Here is a 25,390-nt window from a genome sequence, read left to right as displayed (position 1 = left end):
AGGAAACTATTTTATAAATCCATCCATCCATGAAAGAAAAAACATCCGAAGTCGAATATCTGGCCTATTTAGAAGAGTTTATAACAGAAAACAGAAAAGAAAAATTCATAAAAGTCCTTCAGCAGCGGACCAATCATTTTACTATCGCTATAGAAGATGTCTTTCAGTTGCACAATACGAGTGCTGTTATGCGCAGCTGCGAAGTGTTCGGTATCCAGAATCTTCATGTGGTCGAAGAAAAATACGGAAAGAAAATCGATAAGGAAATTGCGATGGGAGCGCAGAAATGGGTCGATGTGAGCCGTTACAATTCCAATATGGATTGTCTCAAGGCTTTAAAAGAAAAAGGCTATCAGATTATTGCGACAACGCCGCATGACAATTCCTGCTTGCTCGATGATTTTGATATCTCAAAACCTTCGGCTATCTTTTTCGGTACGGAAAAGAACGGACTTTCGGACGAAGTCATGAACGAAGCGGATGGCTTTTTAAAGATACCAATGGCCGGTTTTACGGAAAGCCTGAATATTTCTGTTTCTGCGGCGATCATCATACAAAGTATCATGAGCCGATTGCGAAAATCGGATGTGGATTGGAAGCTTACGGAAGAGGAAACAATTTCAAGGAGATTGGCCTGGACCAAAAATTCGATCAAAGATATCAAGCGGATTGAGCAGCGCTATAAGGAAATCAATAATCTCTTGTAAGGTTATTTCTTGCCTTTCAAAATTTTGTATTCTTCATAGCATTCGTTAATGGCATCCATGATTTGGAGGTCATTAGCGGTCTTGATAAAAGTTTCTGAGTAGTTGCAACGCTCCAAGATTTCAGCAATCTCGTTTGGGCTGACACCTAGAAGGGCTCCTAAAGTTTCTCGGTCAAATTTAGACGAAAGAAGGTTTTTTACCGCATCGTCCTTTTTCATTTCTTTCAGCCTTTTCAGCTCTGTAGGCTTTTTTCCGAAGAAATTATAAAGCATGTCGGCAGGGTTGAAGATAGATCCTACGACCCTTGAGAAAGCGCCAGGGGCGTATCTTCCCATTTCATAGCCTTGCGACAATCCGGAAATGCTATACCTGAAATTTTCCTTAATCGGGATGATCTTGTAATCGATTTCAAGATATCCGGTCAGGTTGTATTGGTTAATGACAACTTCTTCTAATGCATAGGCCTTTTCGGTCATTTTTATTTTTGTGCTTTTGGTCTTGAACCAGTCGTTGGTGACTCTTACTTTAATGGATTTGTATCCTAGAGTCGAAATGTGAAGAGTATCGTTTACTTCGGCAACCAATTCAAAGTAGCCGCTTGCGTTTGTCGTCGTTCCTTTCACCTTGTTGAGGTTGATGATGCTGACGTCTGCGAGGGGGAGCAAAGTATTGTCGTTAATTACTGTAGCCGAAATTTTTGTATCCTGTGCAAAAGCAAAAGAGGTTACGAATAAGAAAAAGAAAACTGCAAAATATCTCATAGCCTTGTTAGAAGCGTTAAAAGTAATAAAACTCTTTAAGATATTTTGCAGTCTGTTTATAATTATAAGAAAATTAACTAAAAGATTTAGTCTCTTCTCGGTCTTCTTGCTCTTGGAGCTTCAGATCTTGTTCCTTCAGAACGACGTGGAGCTCTTTCAGAAAATCCGCCCTCTCTTCTTGGTCGGTCAGATGAAAAACCTTCGCTTCTGCGAGCTGGTCTGTCAGGTGATCCGCCTCTGTCGCTTCTAAAGCCGCCTTCTCTTTTTGGAGCCGAGCTTCTGTCGCTTCTAAAACCGCCGCCGCCGCCAGATCTGCCTCCGCCAAAACCACCACTTCTTCCGTTGTGGTCTCTTCTAGAGCTGCTTCTGCCGCCACCGTCGTTTTTAGAAATCTCGACATTGATCTTTCTTCCTTCCAATTCGATTCCGTTCAAGATATCCATTACTTTAGCAGAATGCTCTGCATCTGTATTGAAGAAAGAGAAACCTTCTTTTACGTCTACTTTGAAAACGTCATCACGTCCAAGATCTAGCGTTTCTTTCAAGAAATCTTTCAACGACATCCAGTCGAAATTGTCTCTAGAACCAATGTTCACGAAATAACGAACTGCACCGCTGTTGTCTCTTGGAGCGCCGTCGCTTTCGCGTCTTTCGCCAGCAGACTGAGCAGAAATATCTCTGTTTTTCTTGTAATAGTTGATGAAACGGTTGAATTCTACAGAAACCATTTTCTTGATCAATTCTTCTTTTGAAAGATCTTCAAGAACATTGTTGATTGCTGGAAGGTAGTTGTCGATTTCGTGGTCAACTTCTGTATCCTTGATTTTGTTCGCTAAGTGCAACAATTGGATTTCGCAGATTTCGATTCCAGAAGGAATTGATTTCTCTTCAAATTTCTGCTTGATGATTCTTTCGATCGCAGAGATTTTTCGCAATTCACTTTTAGTAACGATTACGATAGAAGTTCCTAGTTTTCCAGCACGTCCGGTTCTACCAGAACGGTGGTTGTAAGTTTCTACCTCGTCAGGAAGCTGATAGTTTACAACGTGTGTAATGTTATCAACGTCGATTCCACGTGCTGCAACGTCTGTTGCTACAAGCATCTGGATTTGTCTTCCTCTAAACGATTTCATTACGCCATCTCTTTGTGCTTGAGATAAATCTCCGTGCAAAGCTGCTGCGCTGTATCCGTCTTCGATTAATTTTTCAGCAACTGCCTGCGTGTCTCTTTTGGTACGACAGAACACCACAGAAAAGATATCCGGATTTGCATCTGCCAATCTTTTCAAGGCTTCGTAACGGTCACGAGCGTTTACTAAATAAAATTCATGTGAAACTGTAGCCGAACCTGAATTTTTAGTTCCTACAGTGATTTCCAATGGCTCGCTCATGAATTGTTTTGCAATTCGGGCAACTTCTTGCGGCATTGTAGCCGAGAATAACCATGTGCTTTTTTCGTCTGGCGATGTAGAAAGGATGTTCACGATATCCTCATAGAATCCCATGTTCAACATTTCATCTGCCTCGTCAAGTATGCAATAGTTGATTTGTGAAATGTTCACCAAACCTCTATTGATCATATCTTGCATTCTTCCCGGAGTAGCCACGATAATTTGTGCTCCTCTCTTGATTTCCCTAGCCTGCTCTGTAATGCTGGCACCGCCGTAAATCGCAACTACATTAATACCTTTTTCGTATTTTGAGTAGTTTTTGATTTCATTTGTAATCTGCAAACAAAGTTCGCGTGTCGGTGATAAAATCAACGCCTGAGTATTTCTGTTGTCGGCATCAATCTTTTGGATAAGCGGAAAACCAAACGCTGCTGTTTTCCCTGTCCCTGTTTGAGCCAACGCAACCATGTCTGTGTCTTGTGCCAATAATAGGGGAATCGCTTTTTCCTGTACCTCGGTCGGATTTTCAAATCCTAGATCTAAAATCGCCCTCAGTAGCGACTCACTCAATCCTAATTGTTCAAATTTATTCATATATGTATTTAAAATAGGCTGCAAAGGTACGTTTAAAAAACCATTAAAACTAATCCGAATTGGAAGTTTATTTTTTTATGAATAATTGAAAATCAGAAAGTTAGTTTTTTAGGTAGGCGATGAGTTGCTTCACTGCTTTAGCTCGATGACTTATAGCACCCTTTTCGTCGAGCGAAAGTTGTGCAAACGTGTAAGAAAATCCATCAGGTTGGAAGATAGGATCGTAGCCGAAACCGTTCGTTCCTTTCTTTTCAAAAAGGATAGTTCCGAACACTTTTCCAGTAAATAATTTTTGCTGTCCGTTAAGGTTCAGCGCTATAACAGTTTTGAAGTTGGCAGACCTGTCTGTCGTATTTTCCAATTCACGCAACAGTTTGTCCATGTTGTCGTGGTCATTTTTATGTTCTCCGGCAAAGCGGGCAGAGTAGACGCCAGGAGCGCCTTCTAAGGCATTGACTTCGAGACCAGAGTCGTCGGCAAAACAATCGTAACCGTAGTTTTTGGTCACGTAATCTGCTTTTAATATGGCATTGCCTTCAATCGTATCGGCAGTTTCGGGTATATCTTCATGACAGCCAATGTCTTCCAGACTTAGGATTTGTATATCATCCGGAAGCAGGCTTTGTATTTCTTTAATCTTATTTTTATTGTTGGAAGCGAAAACGAGCTGTATCATTTTATTTTGGATTTGTGATTTTAGATTTATGATGTAAATAGTGTCTGCAAATATAACCCAAATCAAAAATCAAAAATCCCAAATCCTATAACTCGTTGACTTCTTTCTTATAAAAGTTGACGTAGAAGAAATCATCTGGATCTAGTCCTTGCTCGAGGATAGCGGCATTGATGAGTCCTATTTTTTCCTCGTCGATTTCTTCCGGGCTTGAAAAGTTGAGGAAGGTGATAAATTCCTCGCTATTATGGAATTTGAAACTCAGCGGCGTATTTAGGGAATACTGCGTAATCTTAAAATCAAGCTTGCCGCCAAGTTCCTTGACGTGCTGTTCTGATTCTATGAAACCGTTCATAATCAGCGATTCGATGATGGTCTTGAAATTATCGTTCATGGTAGCGGATGTATAAAATTGCCTTACTAATATACGATTTAAAAATGAAATTGCCACCCCAATAGCTTTCTTAAGTTATATTTAGCAGTGCTTTTATTTTTTGGATTTAATTTATCAATAGCTTTGGCAAAGCTAAAATTACAACAATGACTTTTACGGTTATACTCTGCATTCTGCTGGCATTCTATGTCTTTTTATTCTTCAACCATCCTAAGTTTGGGAGAAGGCCGTCTAACGGAAGACTCGAACGAATCAAAAAAATGCCTAATTACGGACAAGGACAATTCCAAAATATTTCAAACACGCCCGACCTGACTGATGGAGCGAACTATTATACAGTACTCAAAGATTTTTTCTTCGGGAAGAGCAAGCGAAATATTCCCGCAGGGCGCATTCCTTCTCAAAAGACAGATCTTAAAAATCTGGATCCAAGCAAAGATGTGTTGGTGTGGTTCGGACATTCGTCTTATTTTATGCAATTGTCTGGAAAGACATTCCTTGTCGACCCAGTTTTCAGCAACCATGCCTCGCCGCTGTCTTTTACTGTAAATGCGTTCAAGGGTGCCAATGTGTATTCGGCCAACGACATGCCAGAGATTGATTTCCTGCTGATTTCCCACGACCATTGGGACCATTTGGATTATGATACGATGCTCAAGCTGAAACCAAAAGTGAAAAGAATCATCACGGGCATAGGAACCGGCGAGCATTTCGAACGCTGGAATTTTGATAAGAACATTGTAGATGAACTTAACTGGCACGAATCGCTCGACCTCGGTTCGGGATTCAAGATCAATACGGTTCCCGCGCGCCATTTCTCAGGAAGAGGTTTCAAAAGAAACCAAGCGTTATGGCTGGCATTTGTAGTAGACACGCCGCAGCATAGGATTTACGTAGGCGGCGATTCTGGCTATGATACTTTTTTCAAGCAAGCAGGCGATGCTTTTGGTCCGTTTGATTTGGCCATACTAGAATGCGGACAATACAACAAGAGCTGGAAATTTATCCACATGATGCCAGAACAGACCGTACAAGCAGCGCAAGATCTTAACGCCAAGGTATTGCTTCCGGTGCATTGGGGCAAGTTCCCGCTGGCACTGCATGCTTGGGACGAGCCTATCAAGAGAGCCGTAGCCGCAGCCGAAACAGCCGGACAGCCTATCGTGCATCCGATGATTGGTGAGCCGCTGGATCTTGATCTTTTAGATAGCAGGAAAAAATGGTGGGAAGGGATTGATTAATTACGAATTAGGAATTAGGATTTGAACAAGATTCGTAATTCCTAATTTGAAATTCGTAATTCCTAAAAAATGCAAAAGCCGACCTGGAGCGATCGACTTTAGCGGTGAGAGCGTAACCCTGTTTCCAGGTCTCTCGCTGCAAAAGTAGTCTTATTTAGTAGAACTGCAAGTTTTATTTTAGTTTTTTTTAGTCAAAAGTCGAAAGTTGGAAAGTCTAAAGTTTGAAAGACCGAAATCCCAAATCATAAATCAAAAATCAAAAATCCGAAATTCCACAGCGTTTCCTAAAAAATCTCATTACACGTTTCTTCCTTTTGGTTACAAAATACACTGTTTTTGTATTAAAATTATATTAAATCCGCATTCTCATTGGGTCTTTTGTCGTATCTTCATGACGAATTAATAATTACAAACTCAAAAATCGCAACCAAAATGAAAACAAAAAGCCTTTTGCTAATCGGAATCGTGAGTCTCTCTCTGGTGACTATAATAAAGACGGTAATGAACAGAATGGAAATCTTTAATGAAGAAGAGGAAGAAGATCAAGAACTAGACGGTCAGGATGAGGAATATGGCTTTCCGCTTTTCATCTAGGCATAACAAAAGAACAATTTCGAATCAAATTATATAAAAACAGCGCTATGAAAAACAAGAATCTGATTATAGGGATTGCGGCCGGAGTCGCTGCCCTAGCAGTAGTAGGAATTATTTGCAACAAAAAAGGATATATCAATTTTGGATCGATGCTTGACAAGGCGGGTGACATTGCTGGAAAAGTAAAAGGCTCTTTAAGCAAAATAAAAGAGGCCGCAGTTTCCGAAGCAGATACGGTTATCCAAGAAGGTAAAAACATTGCCGGTAAGGCTATTGATGCCGCTGCCGGACTAAACGACAAAATGTCAAACGCTGTAAGCTGATTTGATTCATTTGTTAGTTTGAAAACGGCTTGCTGATTATCAGCAAGCCGTTTTTTATGCTTATTTCTCAGAGAGCGCGTCTGAAATCTTTTCGCCCAGCGCTACGAAACGTTCGATAGAGCTTTTAGAATTGAGTTCCTTGTTTACGAAGGCTCTCAGTCTTCCGTCAGACAATGCAAAGCTGTACGCTATGTCTTCGTCTTCAATTCTTTTCCAGACATAAGAATCGCCTTTTGCGGTCAGGTGTTCCTTTTCAAGGTTCTCCATCAGGAGTTTTTTGATTCTTTCGGTCTTGTGGTCGTCAAAGCTCGCCCTGATGCTGTAGGTGATGTCTGAATTGTCGATAGATACCGAAGTAGAGCTGCTCGAGCTGTTCTGCTTGATTTTTACTTTCGAATTGGAAGCTTCTCCTTTTCCAGAAGAAGTGCTGTTAGATATATACGTCTTTCCGTTAATCGTTACGCTAGTGTTCGAATTGACCGTCACCTTGGTACCAGGCGTTGCCGGCGTAGGAGGTGTAGGAGGCGTTGGAGGTGTAGTCCTGACCTGTCCGCTAACCAAATGGCTGCAGACAATAAATGCGATGATGATAAATAGTCTCATAATGTTTTATTCTTTAATGTTAAACTCAAAACCCAAGCCTCTCACGCTTGGAATAGCTATGGCAGGATCTTCGCTGAAATACTTGCGCAGTCGGCTGATAAAGACATCCATGCTCCTGCCGGAAAAGAAATCGTCGTTGCCCCAGATTTCTTTCAGGATGTCTTCTCTTTTAACGAGCTTGTTTTTGCTGGCATACAAGAACTGGATCAGGTGGGCTTCCTTTTCCGTGATGCGGTGCGTCGCTTTTTCATGCGTTAAGAGATAGTTTTCGCTGTCAAAAAGATACTGTCCGATCTTGAATTTCTTTTCAGACACATGCTGTGGCGCCGTTTTCTGCACGCGCTTCAAGATGTTCGTAATCCGCAATATCAGTTCTTCAACTTCAAAAGGCTTGATGACATAATCATCGGCCCCGAGCCTCAATCCCTTGATTTTGTCTTCCTTCATCGATTTGGCTGTCAAAAAGATAAAAGGCGTTTCGGGATAGGCGTCAACGACTTTTTCGGCCAGCGTAAAGCCGTCCATCTGCGGCATCATCACGTCAAAGACGCAGATGTCGGGCTGGGCATCGGGAAAGAGCTTTAGCGCTTCCTTGCCGTCTTTGGCCCAAGTGACCGTAAAGCCTGAAAATTCAAGATACTGCTTCAGTATGGAAGCATAATCAAAATCGTCTTCTGCTAATAAGATGTGCTTTTTCATGAGGGAATGGTAATTAAAAATAAAGCTCCTTTGTCTTCTTCGCTTTCTACCTTGATGGTTCCTTTATACGACTCTACCAGCTGCTTTACATAAAATAGCCCGAGGCCGAGTCCTTTGGTTTCGTGTATGTTTCCTTTTTCGATACGGTAAAACTTATCAAAAATAGCCGTCTGTTCTTTGGTCGCGATGCCTTTTCCGTTGTCCTTGATGCCCATGGCAAAGCGGCCGTGCTGTTTTTCCATTCGTATGTCGATTTCTGTCGCGCCATATTTTACGGCATTTTCCATAAGGTTCACGATAATCGTGTTCAAGTGGAAAGGATCGATCTTGGCCGTGATGTTTTCCTGTTCTTGATGGCAGCGGATTTCCGTAGCCGGATGCGACAATTTGAAATCATCAATGATGTTATGAATCTCGCTGCAGCCGATTTCCATTTTTGCATTGCGGCTTACGGTAGGCGTCAGCGAAGCCTCGGTTACTTGTCGGAACAGCTTCTGCAATCGGTCGTTCTGCCTTTCCAGCATCGACAGCGTATGCCTGTAGTGCTCTGGAGTCATTTCATTTTCCTTGCGCTGCAGCGTCTTGATGGCAATGTCCATCGTAGCGAGCGGTGTCTGGAACTCGTGCGTGATATTGTTCACAAAGTCGGTCTTGATATCGGCGATTCTTTTCTGGCCGATAAGGTTTTTGAGCGACAGGTAATAGAGATAGACCACAAAGACCATCAGCAGCAATGAAAAGATAAGCAATCCTGCCATCTGGCGGATGATTGTCTGCCCCCAGTTGGCAATGCTGTAATAGCGTTCGCTCTTGATTTCAAAATCGACTGCTTTCTTGATGGGCACAGCTGCCCTGTCGTCTACATATTCTTTTTCGCCTTCCCATCGTCCGGTAGAGGCTACCACTTCGTCTTTGTTCTTTACGTTGTTGCCCAGCACGAATAATTTTCCGCGGTAGAGGCTGTCAATCGTATTGTCTTTTTTGATGGTGGCCGAGGTGATATAGATAGAATAGCCAATATCAAAATCGCCTGGTCGCTTGCGCTTGTTCATATACGCTGTCATTACGGTAGACAGCGAATCGGATTTGCTTTTCATAAACTCCACAAAGTCCTTTTTCTCGAGCCTTTCAAAAGCATAGTTTCTGACAAACTGGCCCGCTTGGTTCATCCAGCTGTCGTTGAGCTCGTACCATTCTTCGGTATCTTCTAATTCTATCAGCTGTTTCTTGATCTTGGCGCTTACTTCTTTTTCGGTCAGCAGGTAGGTATTGTATATAAAATACCCCTGGATGGCTGCCAGCGCAGCTACCGTAAAGATACAGGCTCCTATCAATAGCATTATTTTTCGTTTCATGGCAAAGCTGGTTTGTTGGGACAAAGCTAGGGGTTTCTTGGCTTGGCTGTGCTAAAAAACAAACCGTTAACCGTTCTTTAACCAAATTTGAAAGGGCAGCCATGCGCCATGCCACGCCGTACACGGCAGGGCGTCACAGGATAGCTTACTTTGTTAAATAGGCAGCAGCCAGCGCTTTTGTGTTTAACCCTTCATTAACCCTTCGTTAACCCGATTGCAGAAAGGGTTTGCAGAGATTTGCACCATCAATCATCGAGTTTCAATCATCGTCAATCAAGTCAATCAATCGAATTTCAATCATCAATCAAATCATGAAACAGTTAGTTATTTTTTTATTGCTGCTTCCTTTCGGGAGCATGGCACAGCACAGGCTCTCGGGTACCGTTAAGGATGCCGAGGGCAGGGCAGTGCCTTTTGCCGACATGGCGTTGCTAAAAGCACAGGACTCTTCTGCCTACAGGACGGCGCTTGCCGACGAGCTGGGGCGTTTTGAGATAGGAGCGGTCGAAAAAGGAAATTATATTGTAAAGGCAGGTTCGGTAGGAATGTCTACTATCTACAAAAATATAGAGGTTACAGGCGACATGGAGCTGGGCGATATCCTGCTGGCTCGTGCTGCTGAAATGCTGGAAGGCGTAGAGATCGTTTCCAAGCGTCCGGTAGTAAAAAGGCTGGTCGACCGCATGGAGTTTACGGTCGAGAACTCATCGCTGGCGTCTAATAATGCATGGGAGATTGTTTCTAAAACCCCAGGCGTAACCACTTCAGGAGGCGGAGGCATTACCATTCGCGGCAGCCAGAGCATACTGGTAACCATCAACGACAAAAAAGTATACATGTCGGGAGACGAGCTGAAACAATATCTTGAAAACACGAGCGGAGAAGACGTAAAGTCGGTTGAGGTCATCACGAATCCGCCCGCCAAATACGATGCGCAGGGCAGTGCGGTGCTCAACATCAAGCTCAAGAAAGCGATTTCCCCAGGCTACAAAGGATCTATCAATACTGCTTACGTACAGTCGATGTATCCGAAAGCGATAACTTCTACAGGACATATCTACAAAGGCAAGAAGCTGTCTTTGATGGGACGCTACAGTTTCGGTATGGGCGAATATGTAGACGAAAGTACCGACATTGTCCGCTATTATGACGAAAACGGCAACAAGGCATCAGAATGGAAGAGCTTGCTGCGCCGCAAGAGCAAATCGCTAGAGCAGCATTCATACCGTCTGGAAGCATCGTATGAACTGGATTCACTGAATTTATTTTCTATCGGTACTACGGGTTTCCAAGCACCAGAACAGCACGGGAAGTATGCGGCCCCGACTTCTATCACGGGTGCCGACGGACAGCTTGATTCGCTCTATGTCACGATGAACAACCGCAAGAATCCGGCCCGTAATGCGGCGTACAATTTTTTATACGAACGCAAGCTTTCAGAAAAGTCGAAGCTGGTCTTCAATTCCGATTTTACGAACTACTTGTCTAAGGACAATCAGGATATCAACACGACTTTTTCACTGCCAGACAGCGCCCCTTACCGCGATGTGCGTTTTGTAAGCAAGAGCCGTCAAGGCATCAAGCTGTTTTCGGCACAGGCGGATTACAGCAACGAGACAAACGGCGCGTTAGAGGCGGGGATCAAATACGGCAATGTATCGGCCAACAGCAACTTAGATTACCGCGATGCTATCGGCGGGGTATTGGTGCCGAATGAAGGACGCACGAGCAAGTTTCTGTATGACGAGTGGATATATGCGGGTTATGTAAGCTATGGCAGGGAATTTGGCAAATGGAGCGTCAAGGCAGGACTGCGCGGCGAATATACCTCGCTCGAAGGTAATTCGGTTACCACTTCTGAAGTGAACGACCAGAATTATTTCAAGCTTTTCCCTACGTTTTATACGATGTATAAGCCTTCTGAAAATCATGAGATCGGGTTTTCGTACGGCAAGAGAATCAGCAGGCCGCGCTACAGCATGCTCAATCCGTTTCGCGTTTACAACAATAATTATTCGTATTTCACGGGCGATCCAAAATTGTTGCCGACCATCACGCACAACCTGAATTTGCTGTATACGCTAAAAGGCAAGTATAATTTCGACTTGTTCTACCGATTGGAGAAAGACCCGTCGATGGAGATTTCGTACCAAGATTACGAAACGAATACCGTTGTGTATCATTTTACGAACATCGACAAGGATTATGCGTTTGGCTTGGAGTTTAACACCAATCTGGCGTTTACCGGCTGGTGGGATGCGGGAATCCAGTCTGGGTTGAGCTATGTAGAGGATCGTTTTCAAGGGGTTGACGGCAAGCTGTATAAAAACGGAAAACCGACGTATAATGCGAGCATCAACAATCGTTTTGCGCTGAACAAAAAGAAAGATTTTAATGGCGAGATCAACTTCTACTACAATTCGTCTTCGGTACAAGGTACTTTTGTCTTTACGTCTACGACCAACTTATCGCTGGCACTGCGCAAAAAGATACTAAAAGGCAACGGAGAGGTGTATGGTATCTTTTCGGACATCTACCGCGGCGAAAAGATTACCATAACGACCAACTACGGCAACCAATACAATTCGTCTGATTCTTATGGCGACACGCAGAATTTCAGGCTGGGCTTCCGTTATAGTTTCGGAAATCAAAAATTAAAAGAAAGAAATAAGGAGCAGACGGAGGAGCAGAGGAGAATTTAGGGATTTTTGATTTGGGATTTTTGATTTTTGAGAATTACGAATTTTGAATTAGGAATTGCGAATTTTGAACTATCAACTATCAACTATCAACTATCAACTATCAACTCCTAAATAAAAAAAATCCCGCCTTTACAGCGGGATTTTTTTATTTCAAATGTTTAGCAAAGAAGCCCATCATGCACTTATAGAGCTCGATGCGGTTTTCTTCGCGCCCGAAGCCGTGGCCTTCGTTATATTTTACCATATACGGCGTGTCCAGTCCTCTTTTTCTTAGGTTTTCGACAACTTGGTCGGATTCGTTGATGTTGACCCTTGGATCGTTGGCGCCTTGTACGACAAAGAGCGGCTTGGTAATCTTGTCCGCATTCAGGGCTGGAGATACTTCACGCATTATCTTTTGGTCGTCGGCGCTGTTCTCGTCATACCATTGTTGGTATACCTGTGCCAAGAAAGGCTTCCAATAGGGAGGGAACGACTTGAAGAAGGTAAACAGGTTGGATACGCCTACATAGTCTACGCCGCAGACATACAAATCTGGCGTTTTTACCAAACTGCCCAAAGTAGCCAGTCCGCCATAGCTGGCACCATAAACTGCTATTTTTTTGTCGTCGATCAATCCGAGCGACTTGACATAGGCAACGCCGTCTTCAAGGTCGTTCAGCATGTTGCGGCCGATCTGCTTGTTGCCCGCCAAGAAAAATTTCTTGCCATAGCCTCCAGAACCTCTGTAGTTGACTTGCAGCGTAGCATAACCTCTGCTTGCAAACAGCTGTGTTTCTGGGTTAAAGCTCCATTCGTCTCTTACACCGTAAGGTCCGCCGTGAGGATTCACAATCAATGGTACTTTCTTGCCCAGCGTGGCTTGTTTCGGAATGGTCAGATACGCATACACGTCTAGTCCGTCGCGGGATTTGAATTTAATCGGACGCATCTCGGCCATGTCGGCTTCCTTAAGCTGCGGCATCAGGTTCATGATTTCTTTAAAGCTGTCTTTTTTAGCATCATACAAGTAGTAGCTGCCATAGAGCCTGTCGCTGGAAACATACAGTAAGAATTTGTCCTCATCGTCGGTCACGCCGCTGATTCCGAATTCCCTGCCGCTGAATTGTTTTTCGAATTTGGCATGCAATTTCTTATAAGTCGCGCTCACGGGCACGGTTTCGTTTTTCTCTCCGGTATAGCTGTAGTAGTCTACCTCATAGCCTCTTTTTCGGGAAGTGCTGAGGCCGCCCACGTCAAATGTAGGATTCGAGAATACTTTCTTGAGGGTTTTGCGGGTAGCGAAGTCATACAGTATGATCTCGGCCGTGTTGCTCTCCAAGTTGCTCAATACATACGCATCATGCGGATTTGGCGTCGTATAGTCGAAGGCAATGATCGAAAATTGGTCTTTCCAGGTAGTCGTGGCAATCTTTTCAAAAGGCTTGTCCTCGGCAGTTCTGTAATAGATTTCGTTCTCGGTACCGTTGTGCTGTTTGGTATAGCCTTTCAGCACGCCGTCCTTGTCAAAATCATAACCTCCAATCGGATTGGCGGCATCTTTATTTTCGAACAATTTGACCAGAGCCCCGGTCTTGATGTTAAGCTTGAAAGGTTCGAAGATTTCCGGATTGTCTTTGTTCATCTGGATAATCATATAATCAGGCTGCTCTTTCAGTATCTTGATGATGCCGGCACGAACGCCTTCAAAAGGAGTAAGGTCCATCTTGTTGCCGCCGTCAAGGTCTACGCCATAGATGTGGAAGTTTTCATTACCGCCTTTGTCCTGTACATAGATCAGGCGCTCGTTGTTCGCCCAGCCGTAGCCGCGGATCAGTTCGTCTTTTTCTTCGATGGCCTTGACAACCTTGCCGGTAGCGGTGTTCTTGATATAGACATGGTTCTTGCCCTTGTCGTCGCGCTCCTTATACGAAAAATAAAGTCCGTTTGGCGAAAACTGGAAGCTGCTCTGTGCAGGTCTCTTGAAATAATCGTCTACGGAATAGCCGTAGGTGCCTGTTTCTAAGGCGGCGAGCTTGGCAAGCTCTTCTTTGCTCGATGGCAGGGACTTGTTGCCCGGCTGACTGTCTTTGGTCTGGGCATGGGCTGCCGACAGGGCCAATAACGACAGCATCACTGTTGTTTTTTTGATCATGATTTAGTTGTTTAATGGTGAACGGTAATAGAAAAACGGAAGCGGTACAAGCTGCTGCCGTTCAAAGGTATATGTCGTGGGTTGTTGTGTTTTGTTACATGGAGGGATTTAGGATTGGTGATTTTTTGATTTAGGGTTTTTGATTTGAAATTTATGTTGTGTGTGCTGCTTTTTTGGTGTGTATTTGTTTGTGTAATTGTTAATTTTTAATTAAATACAGTAAAATTTAACTATAATTATACTTTTTGTTGTTTTTATGCGTTCATGTGGTAGTAATAACTTAATACTTTTTTTCAATGCCATTTGTAAACTTAAATTCGAAGCATTTCACCCCCGAAGAAAAGACGGCGGTGATGGATGCGCTTGCTGCCATGGAGGCAGTACTGACCCCTAAACTGTCAGCCTTGACGCCACAAGAACGTATGTTGTACGGAAGCGTGAACGAGCAGAACAAGCTCGTCATTAACAAGGTCAATGACTTTTATGACACCCAGAGTAGTTTAGCCAGTCCAGATGTGGACTGGGCAGAATTCAAGAGGGATTTTGACAGCCGTTCGTTCCTTCAGGGACTGCTGATGCGACTGGACAACTTGAAGATCGGGCTTGACAGCTCGAAAATCCTTCATGACTGGGACAATTATCAAGCTGCGCTTACCGACTACGACTACACCAAATATAAAGTGGCGTCGGGTATGGGAGGTTTTGAGGCTAAAGTATCAGAACTAAAGCAGTTTTTTAAAGGTGGCGGCCCTGCTACAGGCCATCCAGATTCAGGCCCTAAGTCTGAATAGCTCTTAATTACCCCTAAAACCGTATATATGTTGAACCTGGAAGCGAAAGCTTCCAGGTTTTTTTATGTGCATTTGGCGTCCGGAACGCCACGGATGGCGTTCTATCACCCGCGTTTGGCGTTCCGAACCCCGTGCGTGGCGTCCGGAACCCCATGCGACACGTTCCCGACGCCAAATTTGGCGTTACCTAACGTGGATTTTGGCGTTCCGAACGCCAATTTTTACGTTCCGAACGCCATCCGTGGCGTTGTATAACGCCAAACGCGGGTGATAGAACGTGTCGAGCGGGGTATTTTGAGGCGTTGGTGGGGATTTTTATTACTCCAAAGGCCTATTTTTTTATTATGGTTTTTGAAGTTGTGGCTAGGCTGATAATTTTTACAAAATAGGTACCGCTTCCCAACGTACTTATGTCAACCGAATTGTCTGTTATTTTATCGGTCAGGTTTTGTATGAACTTTCCATTAATGTCATACAATTCAACAGCTTTTAAAGAATCACCTTCCTTGATTTCGAAAGTGATTTTGTCTTTCACAGGATTTGGATAAGTTTTTATTTCATTATCTACAATAATGCGTTGGATTTCTTCTGTAGCTTCTTCCTCTTCGTTTTCTGAAACTTGTGAGGTTTCTTTCTCTTCTGTTTTCTTTTTTGCGCTCACTACAGGAGTGGCATCTACTAGTATTATTTCTTTAATTTCTTTTGTAGAATTTCTGGCGGCAATCGCAATGTAATAAATTTTGCTTGGATCAAAATAATCAGCCGGTACCTGATTGGAAGACGCATTTGAAAAAGGATAGGGGATAGTAACGCTCAAGGTAGCAAAATTATCTCCATTAGGAATTTCAATATTAGTCCAATATAAAGGCAATGGCATTTCTACGGTGCTTGTCTTGATACTAAAATACAGGTCGTTGGCATTCGTATCTAATGGATCTTGTGGTGTTTTTCGGTAATTGCGTACCTTGATCTTGAGGTTGATGTTTTTCGGCAGGTTTCCAAAAGAAGCATCATCTGGTTTTTGGTCGATTCGTATAAAAATAGATTGGTCTTTATTCAATAAAAAACCTCTGGAATTAAACTTCTGCATCAGATATTGTCCGTGATAGGTATTAAAAGGCAAGCTTGACGGGTCGATGATGATATCGCCATTAGAAGATTGTCTAAAGTATCTTGAGGTTGAAAAGTTTTCCCACCCTATAAAAGAATCACTTTGTATGTTTATGATTTTGTCCCAATGGTTAATATTGTCCATTTGAAAAAGAATATGCGAGACAGGATCGCTTGTTTCGTCGCTGCAGAAAGTAGAACCCAGGGTATAGGCCGATATATTAGGAGATTCAATCAAATTCAGGCTTTTAAACCTTTCGTTTATAAAATAGATAAAGTTGGTGCAGGTATTGTTTTCGACATCGGATCGATTTCCGGTAATGTCGATAATTTTGGTAAATTCTCCTGGAATATAATCTTTATCTGTTCCAGCTACTAAGTCGCGTTTGGAGCAGTCAATATAGGCATAGATTCGGCTATTAGGATATTGCGGATTTTGTGTAGATGGCTGGTTTTCAAGATAATTGTCTCGAATAATGATATGTCTAGACGTTGATTTTATGAAAGCTCCTTTGTTTTGGTCACCTTTATAACCCAACAAGTCGTTATGTATGATAGTATTTTGAGAACCAAAAGTGCCAAAAGCCAAATCGCAGATGGCATAATTATAAAAATTCGTTATTCTATTGTCCCGAATAGTATTGATATCCGAACCTTTAAATTTGATTCCAGTTCCGAAATCAATGATATAATTGTTGGAAATTTCAGAGTCAAATACTTTCTTAAAAGCTATAGCAATATTGTTGTTGCTGGTGTTTGCGATAACTTGATGAAAGCGGCAGTTGTTGATTTTTACATTTTGGATAGCATATCCTTCGTCCAAATCGCCAAAACTCCCAGAAGATTCGATAGATATACCTTTGCTGCAAAAGAAACTCAGGTTTTCAAACTTGAGCCCGCCATGATAGCCGTTTGGCGGCGTATTGACACATTTAAAAACAAAATCGGCTTGCTGAGATGCATAAGTACTAAAAACCGAACCACGGCCAACGCCCGTTAGTATATAACCTGCTTGGTCATTTCTGCTGAGGTCGAGCAGAATGGGAACTGATATTGCATAACCATTATTTCTGTTGGAAAAGAAAATCTTTGAATGAAAATCAACAGCACTTTGAATGGCTTTGGACCAATAAGTATCATCTGGTTTATGCCACCATTCTGGATAAGCACTTTCAATTAGAGGATAACCATTTGTTTTACCGGTATCTGCAATATCAAAAATTTGGAAAGCGCCAGCATCTATAGGACAATTCAGTGTTAGAGTCGTACTCCCAGGAATTGTTATTTTGAAACCATTCAGAAATTTCAAGGAAATATATTTAGGAATTTCAAGGTTGCCAGATAAGCTAATATTTGCGTTTATAATTAGCGTCGAAGGCGGAGAATTTATTGAATCAGTTAACTCCCCAATTGCATCATCCAAGTTGGTGAAATTGTAAGGAGGTGCTAAAAAATTACTTAGATAATAAGTCCCGCTTTGGGCTGATAGGTTAAGAAAGAAAAAAAGAAAGAAAAGAGGATAGATTTTTTTCATAAAATGCTAATCTAAAGTTAATACTTACTATAAAGAAGAAATAGTTATTCCAATTTTGAGATATAAAGATAGTATAAAATTAATCAGTCAAATCTCACTTATTTGTTGATTGCCCTATCTTTGACTGATGAGATAAATTGAAGATTGAGAAATTAAGGATATACAGCTATATGCAATTGAAAATGAAAAACATATAGTACATTTGATTAAAATATCCGAAGATTTGATACAATGTCTGGTTTGATTATTGATAAAATTGAAATAAATAAGCTTAATGCAATGAAAAAACTATTTCTCTTAGTAGTACTAACTTTCTTCTCCTGCTCCCAAAAAGAACAGCGAAAAGAAGAACGCGCCAGCGTTTCAACCATCATCATCAATCTAAGCCATGCCAAATATCCCAAACAGATTACTATCAATAGCAAAAAAGGGGTTGCCGAGTTTAAGAATCTGAATAGCGTAGTAGCAGCGTCTGCCGATGCGAAGAATCATCCGTCAGATAGCCAAACCGTGCCTCTTGATGAAACCTCGCTTACGGAAATCCTGAACCTTTTTAATGCCATCGATAGGGCTCCGCAACAACGTAAGCTGCACGGTAACGGAATGCTGTCGTCTATAGAAGCCCATACGAACGACGGAAAAACAATAAACCTTGATCAATTGGACGATAGGCACGAAGATGAAATCGCTTTTATAGAAGCCGTACTGCGAACCATAACCGCCAAATCAAAAGACCCTAAAGCACAAACAGAAATGACAGCTTTACTCGAAGCGCTTTAATAAGCACAAAATGTTAAATTTTACTCCAATACGAAATAAATTTACCGTAATACGGTAAATTATTCTATTTTTGCGGTAATAAATTCTATCGCAAATGAAACTCATCGGAAAAAATTCGCTTTCGCGGCTGCTGGTACACGGCTGCTTTATTGCTTTTGCCCTGCAATTGTTGAATCTGGGTTATGCCGCCTTTGCTTACTTTTCGGGAGCTACGGGCATAAAGCAGATTGAGATTCCATTTAAGGGCGGTGCGCTGGTTGCCAGCGCCAATTTTGCCAACTTGGGCATGGCACTGTTTTATTTGGCTTTCTATGCCGTCTTTACGTTTTTCTTGTGCAAGATTTTCCACGGCATGAGTTCCGAAATCACCTTTAATCAAGAGGTTATTGCCTGGCTCAAGCGCTTTGCCCTGCTTAACGTGCTGGCAGTGCCTTTACTGCTATTGCTCGGCTTTTGGCAGTTTCAGGACGAAGCCTATGCGAGAAACGACTCCTATATAGTGCTGCACCTCGTGCTGGGCATCGTGATCTATTTTATGCTGGCCTATTTTAAGGAAGGCTATGAGCTGCAGTCCCAAACCGAACTAACCATATAACGGATGGCCATCATTATCAACATCGATATCATGCTGGCGAGGCGCAAGATGCAGTCGCAAGAACTGGCCGAAAAGATCGGTATCACGCAGGGCAACCTGTCGGTGCTAAAGACAGGCAAGGCCAAGGCCTTAAAGCTTTCGACCTTGGAAGCGCTCTGCAAGGCACTTGACTGCCAGCCCGGCGACCTGCTGGAATACCAGGAAGACTAATCCCCGACCGTACTGCCTTACTAATTGCTGAGCCCAAAGGCTCGGACAGGATTCGTATGTCCAAAAAATAACGCTAAAATTAGCAATCATGCCATCATCAAAATTTAAAAAACGAGCAAAAAAAATTATAAAATGGACGGCTATCGTCGTGCTGGGCTACTGGGTCGGCACCACACTGTATTTTGGCTATTCCGACATCGACGAGCGGGAAGGAACCTATGTCTATTACTGGTCGGGACTAAATGCGCTCTGGCGCGATGACAAGGAGTTCGGCTTTAAGCACAACGAAATCTTCGAGACCAAGCTAGACGGCGAAGACGGACCTTATGTGTTTGGTGACACCGTCTATCGAGTGGATGGCACGAACAGCCTGTATGTAGAACGGCTTGACAGTTCGCGCAGCGTAATCGTAAAAGCAGCTAATGCAGACCACGATGAATTTCGCGTTAGCCTTCGGAATAGTTATGCAACGGGTCAGGACCGGTTTCCGCTTCCCGAAAAGCTGCTGGCTATTTCGGATATTGAAGGCAACTTCGATGGCTTTTATAGCTTTCTGATGGCCAATGGCGTGATGGACAAGCAGTACCGCTGGACATTCGGCAAAGGGCATCTGGTACTCGACGGCGATTTTGTAGACCGCGGCAAGAATGCCACACAGGTACTGTGGCTGATCTACAGGTTGGAGCAGGAAGCTGAAAAAGCGGGCGGCAAGGTACATTATATCTTGGGCAACCACGAGATCATGAATCTTTACGGTGACGTATCGTATTGCGATTTCAAATATATGGAAGCCGCCAAGCGCATTGCCGGTACGACCCGATGGGACCAAGGATTGCGGCGGCTGTTTTCTGCCGATTCAGAATTGGGAAAGTGGCTCCGTACCAAAAACATAGCAGAAAAAATCGGATCCTATCTTTTTGTGCACGCGGGACTGAATACGAAGCATGTCGATGAAAAGCTGTCGTTTTCGGAAATGAACGCCATTGCCAGAAAATACTATGGAGTCTATCCCGACCAAAAGCTGGAGAACCCACGCGAGGCGCTAGTGCTGAGTTCGTATTACAGTCCGTATTGGGACAGGAGCCTGTCGCTCACTATGCTGTACCGCGCGGTCTATTTCTTTAACAATCCTTCTAATGCGCCTACGCACAAGCCCTCGCAAGAAGAGCTGGAAGGCGTGCTGCGCTATTATGGAGGCGAAAAGCTGGTCATCGGACATTCGGTTGTCGATGAGATTACCGCCGATTATGAGAGCAAGGTTTTTAAGATTGACGTAAAGCACGGAACCGAAAAAAGCAGCGGCAAGACCCTAGGACTGCTTATCGAACAAGGGAAAGAATATGCTGTTGATGACCTCGGCAGGAAGACAAAGTTATAACCTTGAGGGTACTGAAAAAGGAGGAATTGTAAACAAATACTCGTACCTTAGCGGAAATATTCTGCCATGAAAAAATACATCCTCTTGCTGTGCTTTACCGCTCTGCTGGCTTCCTGCAGTACGGGAAGACTGTCGAAATCGGACGCGCTTTCGGAGTCCGAAACCATCATTTTGGGTGAAATCAAGATCCTAAACGAAGGCAAGGACGTGACCAAAAATGCCAAGATTTATTTTGACGAAAATGAGAAAGGAGTGCTGTCGTATAAACTGTCTGAACACGGACTGCTGGTCATGAAGCTGCCAAAAGGCAATCATTTTGTAAAATACATCTATACGCCGTATGGCTCGATCAACCTTCCGATCGGCTATGCGAACATCGCGGTTCCCGAAGCAGGCAAGTCGTATTATATTGGCACGATCGTGATTGATGCGCAGGGAAAGCTGCGAAAAAAATCAAGAGGCATTATTTATGATACCGATCCAAAAGGCCTGAAAGAAGAAAAGGCCGAGATTACGGTAACCGATGCTCCTGATGCCGCTACGAAAGCCTATCATGATGAATTTGGTGCCAACAAAAAGATCGAGAAGGCACTGATGACTGTAACAGAATAAATTTAACGTAACTCAAATACATACAACAATGGGATTATTTTCTGCTTTATTGGGCAACGCAGGTGCGGTGAGCCAAGAAGAACTTCAAAAGAAATACGGACAGCTGCTAACGGACGACGAGAACATCGAGCTAGGCTTTAAGCTGATCCGCGACACCTTTATCTTTACGACAAAGAGATTGATCTTGATTGACAAACAAGGACTTACAGGAAGCAAGACCGAATACAAGTCAATCGCTTATAAAGCCATCAGCCGCTTTAGCGTAGAAACGGCAGGTACTTTTGAATTGGATGCCGAATTAAAAATCTGGGTATCTAGCGAAGCCAACCCGAGTATCAAGAAGCAGTTCAACAAGTCGGTGAACGTATATGAAGTGCAAAAAGTATTGGCGCACCATGTGTTAAAGTAAGAAAAGAGTAATTGCTTTTTCAAGAAAAATAATAGCCCGAAGCATTGCTTCGGGTTTTTTTATTTACTAATTTGTAACACAAATAAAAAAAATAATAAGATTTACGGGAATCCGTAAGGGAATTTTTTTTTTGACGGCTATTTTTGGCGTTATGTAACAAAAAGCGATATAGATTGTAAATTGTAAACCATGAAGAAGTATTATCTGAACAGGGGTAACGAAAATCTGGGCCCTTTTAGCCTGGAAGACTTAAAAGACCATAAGATTACGCAGGAAACGATGGTATGGTTTATAGGGTTAGACGGCTGGACGCCGGCAAAAGACATCAGAGAACTTCATGTACTGTTTAACAGCCTGCCGCGTCACGAACTGACGGGCCGACAAGGACTGGAGAATTATTATATTGCCAAGATGGAAAAAGAAGAATCTTTTTTCCTAAAACATATCGATAAATTTTTACTGCTTTTTGTACTGGTATTTGCGGGCACGATTATTTTCTTTTTCATGCGTCTTAGCTTATAAATACAGGCCTTTTGGACTTCAATAAATACGTATCCTTCCCTTCTGTCAAACTATTTATCAAAAAAGAAACGCTTTTACGGATAGCCGTAAGGAAAGAGCAACTTAGGACTTTATATTTGGTGTTAAGTATATTTTGATTAACAGTTGGGACACGCAGAGCTTGCCATAATAGTGATGCGAATCCAGATTAAACCGCCTTCGGGCGGTTTTTTTGTTCTTGCTGTACATCATGCTACCATACGTTTCGCATTGAAAAAGAGAAAATAGATAAAAAGAAAAAGCAGCATTTAGCGGTATTTTCTAGCTTTTCGGCATTACTAGAAATAATTTTTTCAAAAAAGAAGCCTTTTTACGGAAACCCGTAAGGAAATCGGTTTTTGTGATAGTACATTTGATGTAGTTTGCCTGCCTCAGGTTGCAATTTTGAAGTCACTATTCTTTTATGAAAAAGTATTACATAAATAATGGGGAGCAAAATCTGGGTCCTTTCGATCTCAACGATTTGAAATCTAAAGGAATTGACAGGGATACTCTAGTCTGGTTTTTTGGATTGGAGCGCTGGTCAAGAGCCAGAAGCATTCCAGAATTAAAAGAGCTGTTTCGGACAAGCTTGAAGAGGAGGGAAGGAGGGTTCCGCGAATCGGTAGATGACGAAACAGCTTCTTTTTTTAAGGACCGTCTGCTACTTTTTGTAGCTGCGGGATTGTTATTAGGTTTTGGCATCCTGTTTTATAGTTTTTACATTACGAGCACCATCACGCAAGACGAGCAGCGAAGCCATAACGAGCTTCAAGAATCAAAAGAGCTGTTTATGCAAGAGCGTGTGGTATCGGTACAAGCATTGCCCGAAAAGCTGCCCTTGTTGCTGGCAGAGAAAAAGGCATCAACCAAAAGGATAGCGCAGATTGAGATTGAGCTTGCTATAGCAGACCAAAATCTGGCAGCGGCAGAGCAAGAGCTTATGGGAGCCAGGTACTTTCAGTTTTTGAGGATGTCGGATGTCAGGCAGCAAGAAATAGAAGCTGCCAATAAAAAAATAGAAGTCTGGAAAGACGAAATCAAGCTGCTGAAAGCAGAAATGCATGGGCTCGACACAGCAGTTGCAAAAGATTGATCACTAAGAGAGAATAACCAAAAATTTCCATTTATACCACAAGTTTGACCCAACCCTAATGAAAACCGCTCCCCTGCACAGGAGCGGTTTTATTTTTGAAGCTTTCAGGCTGTAGACGGAAAGAATACATTTGCAGGTAAAATAAATCAGCTTTCGGGAGCGTAATAATGTATAAATATTTATTTTTGCACGCGAGTCTAAAAGACTCGATTCCAATAAAAGAAAATTAACTATCATATTATGGTAAAAGATTTATTCGAAAGAATACAGCAAAATAAGGGGCCTCTTGGAAAATGGGCTTCACAGGCAGAAGGATATTATGTGTTTCCTAAATTGGAAGGTGATTTAGGGCCGAGAATGAAATTTCACGGAAAGGATATTTTGAACTGGAGTCTTAACGATTATTTGGGACTGGCCAACCACCCTGAAGTACGCAAGGCAGATACGGAAGCAGCAGCAGCTTATGGAGCGGCCTATCCTATGGGTGCCCGTATGATGAGCGGACATACCAAGTATCACGAACAATTGGAAAACGAGCTTGCTACCTTCGTAATGAAAGAGGCGGCTTATCTTTTGAATTTCGGCTACCAAGGAATGGTATCTATTATTGATGCCTTGGTGACTAAAAACGATATTATAGTGTATGACGTAGATTCGCATGCGTGTATCATTGACGGAGTCCGTCTTCACATGGGCAAGCGTTTTACGTACAAGCACAACGATCTGGAAAGCATGGAGAAAAACCTGCAGCGTGCCACTAAAATGGCTACCGAAACAGGTGGAGGAATCCTTTTTATCACAGAAGGTGTTTTTGGGATGAGAGGACAGCAAGGAAAGCTGAAAGAGATCGTGGCGATGAAAGAAAAATACAATTTCCGTCTTTTGGTAGATGACGCGCATGGTTTCGGTACGCTTGGAAAAACAGGTGCCGGTGCCGGAGAAGAGCAAGGCTGTCAAGATGGAATTGACGTGTATTTCTCTACGTTTGCCAAATCAATGGCGAATATTGGAGCTTTCGTGGCTGCAGATAAAGACATTATCGATTACCTAAAATACAACCTGCGTTCACAAATGTTCGCGAAAGCACTTCCAATGATCCAAACCATCGGTTCGTTGAAGCGTCTGGAATTGCTGCGCAACTCGTCTGAAATAAAAGACAAGCTTTGGGAAAACGTAAACGCGCTTCAAAAAGGACTGAAGGACAGAGGTTTTAATATTGGCGATACCAATACATGCATCACTCCGGTATATCTTGAAGGAAGCATCCCTGAAGCTATGGTAATGGTAAACGACTTGAGAGAAAACTATGGTATCTTCTTGTCTATAGTGGTATATCCAGTTATCCCTAAAGGTATTATCTTGCTACGTATGATTCCGACGGCTTCGCATACTCTTGGAGACATCGAAGAAACGCTGTCTGCTTTTGAAGCGATACGCGAAAAACTGGTAAACGGAACCTACAAAGAAATCGCTGCCAAGACTACGGTTGACGTAAGCGACGAACGATAAAATAGAAAACATTGCAAAAAAGCCATTCTGAAAAGAGTGGCTTTTTTTATTTAGTATTTGCTCTTTACCAACTTTCAGGCTTTCCAACTTTACGACTTAATTAACAAAAGCCTCGCTTAAAAATTTTACCTTTAGGACTGCTAACCACAAAAAGAACACCTATGAAGACCAGATTTTTAGTATTGGGAATGATTATCAGCTTGGCCGCCTGCAATAAAAAAGCAGAAGATACGCAAGTTGTTACAGAACCTGAAATGGAACAGCCGGAAATAACGGCTCCTGCAAAAGAATGTTATGAATATGCCAACGGAAAAGACACGATTAGTCTATCATTGGCCATAACCAACGGCAATAATGTATCGGGCGACCTCAAGTACGCTCTGTTTGAAAAAGATGGCAATACTGGCACGTTTACGGGTATGTTTAAAGGCGATACTTTGTATGCAGATTATACATTCCAGTCAGAAGGCATGACTTCGGTAAGAGAAGCCGTTTTCTTGCGTAAAGGCGATGCCTTGCTGCAAGGCTTTGGAGACATAACCGAAAAAGATAACAAGCAGGTTTTTAAAGACAAGAAATCAGTGAAATTCGATGAGAAGATGGCGCTTAAAAAAATAGCCTGCGAATAGATTGAATTAATTTCGAGCATAAAAAA

General features: G+C 42.6%; 25 protein-coding genes. 16 read left to right on the top strand and 9 right to left on the bottom strand.

The window, feature by feature from the left end; all coding sequences use genetic code 11:
* The first annotated feature begins 29 nt into the window (after positions 1 to 29).
* Positions 30 to 707, top strand: a complete 678-nt coding sequence (locus tag GGR22_RS01490; RefSeq protein WP_182492279.1) for a TrmH family RNA methyltransferase — start codon at positions 30 to 32, stop codon at positions 705 to 707.
* Positions 708 to 709: 2 nt separating this feature from the next.
* Here GGR22_RS01490 and GGR22_RS01485 read toward each other — a convergent pair whose 3' ends face one another.
* The 4 genes from GGR22_RS01485 to GGR22_RS01470 form a co-directional block, all read right to left on the bottom strand.
* Positions 710 to 1,468, bottom strand: coding sequence for a carboxypeptidase-like regulatory domain-containing protein (locus GGR22_RS01485; RefSeq protein WP_121374634.1), 759 nt, complete (start codon positions 1,466 to 1,468; stop codon positions 710 to 712).
* 86 nt (positions 1,469 to 1,554) lie between these two features.
* Complete coding sequence (locus tag GGR22_RS01480; protein ID WP_182492278.1) at positions 1,555 to 3,453, bottom strand: DEAD/DEAH box helicase; 1,899 nt, start codon at positions 3,451 to 3,453, stop codon at positions 1,555 to 1,557.
* A 100-nt stretch (positions 3,454 to 3,553) separates the two neighbouring features.
* Entirely contained in the window at positions 3,554 to 4,126 is a 573-nt protein-coding gene (locus GGR22_RS01475) for a non-canonical purine NTP diphosphatase (RefSeq protein ID WP_121376191.1), read from the bottom strand.
* Positions 4,127 to 4,214: 88 nt separating this feature from the next.
* Positions 4,215 to 4,520, bottom strand: coding sequence for a hypothetical protein (locus tag GGR22_RS01470; protein WP_121374632.1), 306 nt, complete (start codon positions 4,518 to 4,520; stop codon positions 4,215 to 4,217).
* A gap of 146 nt (positions 4,521 to 4,666) precedes the next feature.
* Here GGR22_RS01470 and GGR22_RS01465 point away from each other — a divergent pair, with 146 nt between their 5' ends.
* From GGR22_RS01465 to GGR22_RS01455, 3 genes are all read left to right on the top strand, one after another.
* Positions 4,667 to 5,761 (top strand): MBL fold metallo-hydrolase, encoded by a 1,095-nt coding sequence (locus tag GGR22_RS01465; protein WP_182492277.1) that lies wholly within the window; start codon positions 4,667 to 4,669, stop codon positions 5,759 to 5,761.
* Positions 5,762 to 6,193: 432 nt separating this feature from the next.
* Positions 6,194 to 6,355 carry a hypothetical protein gene (locus tag GGR22_RS01460; RefSeq protein WP_170148722.1) on the top strand — a complete coding sequence of 54 codons (162 nt, stop codon included), beginning with the start codon at positions 6,194 to 6,196 and terminating at the stop codon, positions 6,353 to 6,355.
* A gap of 47 nt (positions 6,356 to 6,402) precedes the next feature.
* Positions 6,403 to 6,678 (top strand): hypothetical protein, encoded by a 276-nt coding sequence (locus tag GGR22_RS01455; RefSeq protein WP_182492276.1) that lies wholly within the window; start codon positions 6,403 to 6,405, stop codon positions 6,676 to 6,678.
* 60 nt (positions 6,679 to 6,738) lie between these two features.
* Here GGR22_RS01455 and GGR22_RS01450 read toward each other — a convergent pair whose 3' ends face one another.
* The 3 genes from GGR22_RS01450 to GGR22_RS01440 are packed head-to-tail and all read right to left on the bottom strand — an operon-like array spanning position 6,739 to position 9,335.
* Complete coding sequence (locus GGR22_RS01450; RefSeq protein WP_182492275.1) at positions 6,739 to 7,281, bottom strand: hypothetical protein; 543 nt, start codon at positions 7,279 to 7,281, stop codon at positions 6,739 to 6,741.
* 6 nt (positions 7,282 to 7,287) lie between these two features.
* Entirely contained in the window at positions 7,288 to 7,980 is a 693-nt protein-coding gene (locus tag GGR22_RS01445; protein WP_121374627.1) for a response regulator transcription factor, read from the bottom strand.
* Entirely contained in the window at positions 7,977 to 9,335 is a 1,359-nt protein-coding gene (locus GGR22_RS01440) for a sensor histidine kinase (protein ID WP_182492274.1), read from the bottom strand. The genes GGR22_RS01445 and GGR22_RS01440 overlap by 4 nt, the downstream gene beginning before the upstream one ends.
* A gap of 311 nt (positions 9,336 to 9,646) precedes the next feature.
* Here GGR22_RS01440 and GGR22_RS01435 point away from each other — a divergent pair, with 311 nt between their 5' ends.
* Complete coding sequence (locus tag GGR22_RS01435; protein ID WP_182492273.1) at positions 9,647 to 12,037, top strand: TonB-dependent receptor; 2,391 nt, start codon at positions 9,647 to 9,649, stop codon at positions 12,035 to 12,037.
* A 145-nt stretch (positions 12,038 to 12,182) separates the two neighbouring features.
* Here GGR22_RS01435 and GGR22_RS01430 read toward each other — a convergent pair whose 3' ends face one another.
* Positions 12,183 to 14,171: a S9 family peptidase gene (locus GGR22_RS01430; protein ID WP_182492272.1), complete on the bottom strand. Its 1,989-nt coding sequence runs from the start codon at positions 14,169 to 14,171 to the stop codon at positions 12,183 to 12,185.
* Positions 14,172 to 14,575: 404 nt separating this feature from the next.
* Here GGR22_RS01430 and GGR22_RS01425 point away from each other — a divergent pair, with 404 nt between their 5' ends.
* Complete coding sequence (locus GGR22_RS01425) at positions 14,576 to 14,962, top strand: hypothetical protein (protein ID WP_246336906.1); 387 nt, start codon at positions 14,576 to 14,578, stop codon at positions 14,960 to 14,962.
* Positions 14,963 to 15,293: 331 nt separating this feature from the next.
* Here GGR22_RS01425 and GGR22_RS01420 read toward each other — a convergent pair whose 3' ends face one another.
* The gene (locus tag GGR22_RS01420; protein ID WP_182492270.1) at positions 15,294 to 17,381 is read right to left on the bottom strand and encodes a T9SS type A sorting domain-containing protein; all 2,088 of its coding nucleotides are present in this window, start codon (positions 17,379 to 17,381) and stop codon (positions 15,294 to 15,296) included.
* A 504-nt stretch (positions 17,382 to 17,885) separates the two neighbouring features.
* On the opposite strand from GGR22_RS01420, the gene GGR22_RS01415 reads away from it, so the two are divergent.
* From GGR22_RS01415 to GGR22_RS01370, 10 genes are all read left to right on the top strand, one after another.
* A complete protein-coding gene (locus GGR22_RS01415; RefSeq protein ID WP_182492269.1) occupies positions 17,886 to 18,386 on the top strand; it encodes a hypothetical protein in 501 nt (166 codons plus the stop codon).
* A 94-nt stretch (positions 18,387 to 18,480) separates the two neighbouring features.
* A complete protein-coding gene (locus GGR22_RS01410) occupies positions 18,481 to 18,981 on the top strand; it encodes a hypothetical protein (RefSeq protein ID WP_182492268.1) in 501 nt (166 codons plus the stop codon).
* 3 nt (positions 18,982 to 18,984) lie between these two features.
* Complete coding sequence (locus tag GGR22_RS01405; RefSeq protein ID WP_121374619.1) at positions 18,985 to 19,191, top strand: helix-turn-helix domain-containing protein; 207 nt, start codon at positions 18,985 to 18,987, stop codon at positions 19,189 to 19,191.
* Positions 19,192 to 19,279: 88 nt separating this feature from the next.
* Entirely contained in the window at positions 19,280 to 20,569 is a 1,290-nt protein-coding gene (locus GGR22_RS01400; protein WP_182492267.1) for a metallophosphoesterase, read from the top strand.
* A 66-nt stretch (positions 20,570 to 20,635) separates the two neighbouring features.
* On the top strand, positions 20,636 to 21,181 hold the full coding sequence (locus GGR22_RS01395) for a lipoprotein (protein WP_182492266.1): 546 nt from the start codon (positions 20,636 to 20,638) through the stop codon (positions 21,179 to 21,181).
* A gap of 28 nt (positions 21,182 to 21,209) precedes the next feature.
* Positions 21,210 to 21,590: a PH domain-containing protein gene (locus GGR22_RS01390; RefSeq protein ID WP_121374616.1), complete on the top strand. Its 381-nt coding sequence runs from the start codon at positions 21,210 to 21,212 to the stop codon at positions 21,588 to 21,590.
* 189 nt (positions 21,591 to 21,779) lie between these two features.
* Positions 21,780 to 22,112 (top strand): DUF4339 domain-containing protein, encoded by a 333-nt coding sequence (locus GGR22_RS01385; protein WP_121374615.1) that lies wholly within the window; start codon positions 21,780 to 21,782, stop codon positions 22,110 to 22,112.
* 442 nt (positions 22,113 to 22,554) lie between these two features.
* On the top strand, positions 22,555 to 23,226 hold the full coding sequence (locus GGR22_RS01380) for a DUF4339 domain-containing protein (protein ID WP_182492265.1): 672 nt from the start codon (positions 22,555 to 22,557) through the stop codon (positions 23,224 to 23,226).
* 240 nt (positions 23,227 to 23,466) lie between these two features.
* Positions 23,467 to 24,735: an aminotransferase class I/II-fold pyridoxal phosphate-dependent enzyme gene (locus tag GGR22_RS01375; RefSeq protein WP_121374613.1), complete on the top strand. Its 1,269-nt coding sequence runs from the start codon at positions 23,467 to 23,469 to the stop codon at positions 24,733 to 24,735.
* A 161-nt stretch (positions 24,736 to 24,896) separates the two neighbouring features.
* Entirely contained in the window at positions 24,897 to 25,364 is a 468-nt protein-coding gene (locus tag GGR22_RS01370; RefSeq protein ID WP_182492264.1) for a hypothetical protein, read from the top strand.
* The last annotated feature ends 26 nt before the right edge of the window (positions 25,365 to 25,390 follow it).

The organism is Flavobacterium gossypii, from assembly GCF_014138495.1.
GTDB lineage: Bacteria > Bacteroidota > Bacteroidia > Flavobacteriales > Flavobacteriaceae > Flavobacterium > Flavobacterium endophyticum.
Note: the sequence above shows the minus strand (reverse complement) of the source record. Positions and strands in the feature narration are given on the sequence as shown.

What these genes read in the sequence shown, in the direction of transcription:
- GGR22_RS01490 (WP_182492279.1), top strand. Translation starts at nt 30, where the DNA reads ATGAAAGAAAAAACATCCGAAGTCGAATATCTGGCCTATTTAGAAGAG.
- GGR22_RS01485 (WP_121374634.1), bottom strand. Translation starts at nt 1,468, where the DNA reads ATGAGATATTTTGCAGTTTTCTTTTTCTTATTCGTAACCTCTTTTGCT.
- GGR22_RS01480 (WP_182492278.1), bottom strand. Translation starts at nt 3,453, where the DNA reads ATGAATAAATTTGAACAATTAGGATTGAGTGAGTCGCTACTGAGGGCG.
- GGR22_RS01470 (WP_121374632.1), bottom strand. Translation starts at nt 4,520, where the DNA reads ATGAACGATAATTTCAAGACCATCATCGAATCGCTGATTATGAACGGT.
- GGR22_RS01465 (WP_182492277.1), top strand. Translation starts at nt 4,667, where the DNA reads ATGACTTTTACGGTTATACTCTGCATTCTGCTGGCATTCTATGTCTTT.
- GGR22_RS01460 (WP_170148722.1), top strand. Translation starts at nt 6,194, where the DNA reads ATGAAAACAAAAAGCCTTTTGCTAATCGGAATCGTGAGTCTCTCTCTG.
- GGR22_RS01455 (WP_182492276.1), top strand. Translation starts at nt 6,403, where the DNA reads ATGAAAAACAAGAATCTGATTATAGGGATTGCGGCCGGAGTCGCTGCC.
- GGR22_RS01450 (WP_182492275.1), bottom strand. Translation starts at nt 7,281, where the DNA reads ATGAGACTATTTATCATCATCGCATTTATTGTCTGCAGCCATTTGGTT.
- GGR22_RS01445 (WP_121374627.1), bottom strand. Translation starts at nt 7,980, where the DNA reads ATGAAAAAGCACATCTTATTAGCAGAAGACGATTTTGATTATGCTTCC.
- GGR22_RS01440 (WP_182492274.1), bottom strand. Translation starts at nt 9,335, where the DNA reads ATGAAACGAAAAATAATGCTATTGATAGGAGCCTGTATCTTTACGGTA.
- GGR22_RS01435 (WP_182492273.1), top strand. Translation starts at nt 9,647, where the DNA reads ATGAAACAGTTAGTTATTTTTTTATTGCTGCTTCCTTTCGGGAGCATG.
- GGR22_RS01430 (WP_182492272.1), bottom strand. Translation starts at nt 14,171, where the DNA reads ATGATCAAAAAAACAACAGTGATGCTGTCGTTATTGGCCCTGTCGGCA.
- GGR22_RS01415 (WP_182492269.1), top strand. Translation starts at nt 17,886, where the DNA reads ATGAAAAAACTATTTCTCTTAGTAGTACTAACTTTCTTCTCCTGCTCC.
- GGR22_RS01410 (WP_182492268.1), top strand. Translation starts at nt 18,481, where the DNA reads ATGAAACTCATCGGAAAAAATTCGCTTTCGCGGCTGCTGGTACACGGC.
- GGR22_RS01405 (WP_121374619.1), top strand. Translation starts at nt 18,985, where the DNA reads ATGGCCATCATTATCAACATCGATATCATGCTGGCGAGGCGCAAGATG.
- GGR22_RS01400 (WP_182492267.1), top strand. Translation starts at nt 19,280, where the DNA reads ATGCCATCATCAAAATTTAAAAAACGAGCAAAAAAAATTATAAAATGG.
- GGR22_RS01395 (WP_182492266.1), top strand. Translation starts at nt 20,636, where the DNA reads ATGAAAAAATACATCCTCTTGCTGTGCTTTACCGCTCTGCTGGCTTCC.
- GGR22_RS01390 (WP_121374616.1), top strand. Translation starts at nt 21,210, where the DNA reads ATGGGATTATTTTCTGCTTTATTGGGCAACGCAGGTGCGGTGAGCCAA.
- GGR22_RS01385 (WP_121374615.1), top strand. Translation starts at nt 21,780, where the DNA reads ATGAAGAAGTATTATCTGAACAGGGGTAACGAAAATCTGGGCCCTTTT.
- GGR22_RS01380 (WP_182492265.1), top strand. Translation starts at nt 22,555, where the DNA reads ATGAAAAAGTATTACATAAATAATGGGGAGCAAAATCTGGGTCCTTTC.
- GGR22_RS01375 (WP_121374613.1), top strand. Translation starts at nt 23,467, where the DNA reads ATGGTAAAAGATTTATTCGAAAGAATACAGCAAAATAAGGGGCCTCTT.
- GGR22_RS01370 (WP_182492264.1), top strand. Translation starts at nt 24,897, where the DNA reads ATGAAGACCAGATTTTTAGTATTGGGAATGATTATCAGCTTGGCCGCC.